Origin of the sequence: Neisseria sp. 27098_8_112 (assembly GCF_041433235.1) — a bacterium.
Classification (GTDB): Bacteria; Pseudomonadota; Gammaproteobacteria; order Burkholderiales; family Neisseriaceae; genus Neisseria.
On sequence record NZ_JAPWBB010000033.1, the window covers coordinates 1 to 3,519 of the forward strand.

Sequence of the window (3,519 nt, forward strand, 5' to 3'; positions counted from 1 at the left end):
ATCCCAAGAGAGATGACCGATAAGGACGGCAACCTCTTGTGGTTCGGGGATTATTACGGCTGGGGCAAACTGAAGGGCGAGACGAACGTAACGGGAACGGCGTACCAACCGTTCAGGTTACAGAACCAATATGCCGACCGTGAAACAGGGTTGCATTACAATTTTTTCAGGTACTACGAGTCTGATGCGGGTCGGTTTGTAAATCAGGATCCGATTAGGCTTTCAGGCGGAGAGAATCTGTATGCGTTTGCACTTAATATTCAAGGATGGGTTGACCCATTAGGGTTAGCAAAAAATAGAGGACGCGTTCAGGCACAAGGAACGCATTTAGAAGAATCTGTTTCTTGGGATACAGATGAGCCTGTTACTGTAAAAGATGTTCAAGATAAACTCGAAGAACTAAAAAGAAAACTCTCAAAGAGAGATCTAAAAGATAGAGAAGAAGCTTTTAAGAAAGCCAAAAATTTTATAGAAAATGGAAATAATTGCAATGGATTAGATGCCCCTATATCAAAAACTTTCATGGTAAAAGGAACTAAACATGAACGTGTTGATATTGAAATTATTTCAGGAAAAATTGACCCAAATTCTTGAATATTTAGAAAGTTTAAACATGATGAATAAATATGAAAAATGGTATGAGAATATTGATGAATATAGTAAATTAGAACAATATATTGAAAATATATTTGTAAAATTACTTAATATAAATTCAATCAATAGAGAAAAATGGATTTTTCCATACTTCAAAACTACGTATTCTGATGGCACGTCATTTATGGATGGGAATCCCATTTTTTCAGCACGAGCTCCCAATGAAAAAAAAATTATAAAAATCATTGTAGATGATAATTATGATGCTATATATGATTTTAATAGCTCATTTGATGAAAATTTACTGTATACAGTGATAGTTCCTATTAAATTAATTGATAATATAGATGTTTTAATAACAAGTTTTCTACTATCAGAATAGCAAGCCGTAGCCCGCATGAAACCTCCAATCCTGACGTAGGGCGTGTGCTGTACGCACGCACGCGGTTTCTGTTCAAACGACCTCAGTCCCGACTCGGGGTGAGCGTCCCCCTTCAGGCTACCTGAAAAAGTGCAGGCTGCTTTCAAAGCCCCAAAACAGCTCAAAAGCAGCCTGCACATTCAAAACAAGCAGTAGCCGCACAAATCTTCCGCCCTAAGGTCAAACCATACCCTACCCCCTCTCCCGTGGGAGAGGGTCGGGGAGAGGGCAAAACGACCGCGCCGCTTTCAGCCGACCTCAATCCCATCACCGACAACCGCCTGAAGACCTACAACGGCACGACCTATTACTACGACCACTTCGGCAACCTGATCCACCGCGAACTGGCCAACGGCGAAGTGCAGAACTATTTCTACGATCTGTATGACCAACTGGTTAAAGCGGAAATCTTCAAAAAAGACGGTACGAAAGAGACTTGGACATACAGCTACGACGCCTTGGGCAGAAGGATAGGCAAAGGCCGTCTGAAAAACGAAGAAGTTTCAGAAACGTCATTCCCGCATGATTTAGGCGGGAACGGCCTCGAAAACCAAACCCGCTTCGTTTGGGACGGCAGCCACCTCTTGCAGGAAGTCCAACCGGACGGCAGATATACCTATATCTACACCGACCCGGATTCCTACGAACCCTTGGCACAGGTACACAATTGGACAACCGAAAACGGCGAAAGCCGACAACAAACCCACTACTTCCACTGCGACCAAATCGGTATCCCGAGAGAGATGACCGATAAGGACGGCAACCTCTTGTGGTTCGGCAACTATACCGGCTGGGGTCGTCTGAAATTCGTTTGGGACAGCAGCCACCTCTTGCAGGAAGTCAAACCGGACAGCAGGTATACCTATATCTACACCGACCCCGACAGTTACGAACCGCTGGCACTGGTACATAACCGGACCAACGAAGACGGAGAAAGCGGCCAACAAACCCACTACTTCCACTGCGACCAAATCGGCATCCCAAGGGAGATGACCGATAAGGACGGCAATTTGCTGTGGTTCGGCAACTATACCGGCTGGGGCCGTCTGAAAGAGGAAACCAAGGTAACGGATAGCGCATACCAACCCTTCCGCCTGCAGAACCAGTATTGCGACTGTGAAACAGGGCTGCATTACAATTTCTTCAGGTACTATGAACCTGATGCGGGTCGGTTTGTGAATCAGGACCCGATTGGGTTGGAAGGTGGAGATAACCTGTATACACTTATGCCAAATGCCATGGAGTGGATTGATCCTTTAGGACTTGCACCAAAAGCAGGAGATATAAAAGCATTACAAACAGGAGGCAATGGTACCGTTGTATCAGTAAAAAGCAAGGCTGATGCAGATACGTTATTAAAAGCAGCATTTCCAGATGCTCAAAAAGTGAGAGGCATCGGCCCAGAAGATGCCAGTGACGCACGAAGGTTAAATAAAAGAATTGCTTTCAAAAAGGCTGATGGGAAAGTACATTACCATAAAGATTATGCCATGGATAAAGCAACAGGACGTTGTAAAGGACATGATGATCCACAAGGAACAGGACATGGAAAGTACCCGCATATAAATATTAGACGTCCGGATGGGAAACAAGTGCGTATTGATATTATAGGAAAATAGATATGTTAAATTTAACTAATTTACAAACAAAAGGATATGATGAACTTATTGAAATTGATGGAGAGGTTGTTTATCAAGTATTTGCTATTAAGAAAAATAATGGAACTTATAGCACATATTACTATACAGTACCAAAAAATAAATTGGATCAGGCTGAAGATTATGAGATAGAAGAATTTAATGAATTTAATGAACTTGAATTAGCTATAAAACATATTCAATCAAAAGGAGCTAATCTATCAAGATTTAATATATTTAAAGGCAATAAGCCTCTTTAAGACCTTTTTTAGACCATAGGTTGGGTCGAGCCCCAACAAAACATCAAGGTTGAGACCTTTGCAAAATTCCCCAAAATCCCCTAAATTCCCACCAAGACATTTAGGGGATTTCTCATGAGCACCTTCTTCCAGCAAACCGCCCAAGCCATGATTGCCAAACACATCGACCGTTTCCCACTATTGAAGTTGGATCAGGTGATTGATTGGCAACCGATCGAACAATACCTGAATCGTCAAAGAACCCGTTACCTTAGAGACCACCGCGGCCGTCCCGCCTATCCCCTGTTGTCCATGTTCAAAGCCGTCCTGCACGGACAATGGCACAGCCTCTCCGATCCCGAACTCGAACACAGCCTCATCACCCGCATCGATTTCAACCTGTTTTGCCGTTTTGACGAACTGAGTATCCCCGATTACAGCACCTTATGCCGCTACCGCAACTGGCTGGCGCAAGACGACACCCTTTCCGAATTGCTGGAACTGATCAACCGCCAACTGACCGAAAAAACCTAAAAATAGAGAAAGCATCTGCTGCTGTCGTTGACGCCACCATTATTCAGACCGCCGGCAGCAAACAGCGCCAGGCCATAGAAGTCGATGAAGAAGG

At 43.8% G+C, this 3,519-nt stretch carries 3 protein-coding genes and 2 pseudogenes; all 5 read left to right on the forward strand.

Annotated elements, in window-relative coordinates; translation table 11 throughout:
* The coding region (locus tag O3682_RS11570; RefSeq protein ID WP_371510169.1) for an RHS repeat domain-containing protein at positions 1–594 on the forward strand (594 nt) is incomplete at its 5' end.
* Positions 578–976, forward strand: coding sequence for a hypothetical protein (locus O3682_RS11575; RefSeq protein ID WP_371510170.1), 399 nt, complete (start codon positions 578–580; stop codon positions 974–976). The genes O3682_RS11570 and O3682_RS11575, both read left to right, overlap by 17 nt.
* Before the next feature lie 401 nt (positions 977–1,377).
* Positions 1,378–2,634, forward strand: a pseudogene (locus O3682_RS11580) (RHS domain-containing protein); the annotation flags it as partial.
* 2 nt (positions 2,635–2,636) lie between these two features.
* The gene (locus tag O3682_RS11585) at positions 2,637–2,912 is read left to right on the forward strand and encodes a hypothetical protein (protein WP_070608479.1); all 276 of its coding nucleotides are present in this window, start codon (positions 2,637–2,639) and stop codon (positions 2,910–2,912) included.
* Positions 2,913–3,026: 114 nt separating this feature from the next.
* Positions 3,027–3,519 (forward strand): annotated as a pseudogene (locus O3682_RS11590) (transposase); the annotation flags it as partial.

Bases quoted from the DNA above. Each gene is read 5' to 3' on its own strand.
- O3682_RS11585 (WP_070608479.1), top strand. From the start codon at position 2,637: ATGTTAAATTTAACTAATTTACAAACAAAAGGATATGATGAACTTATT.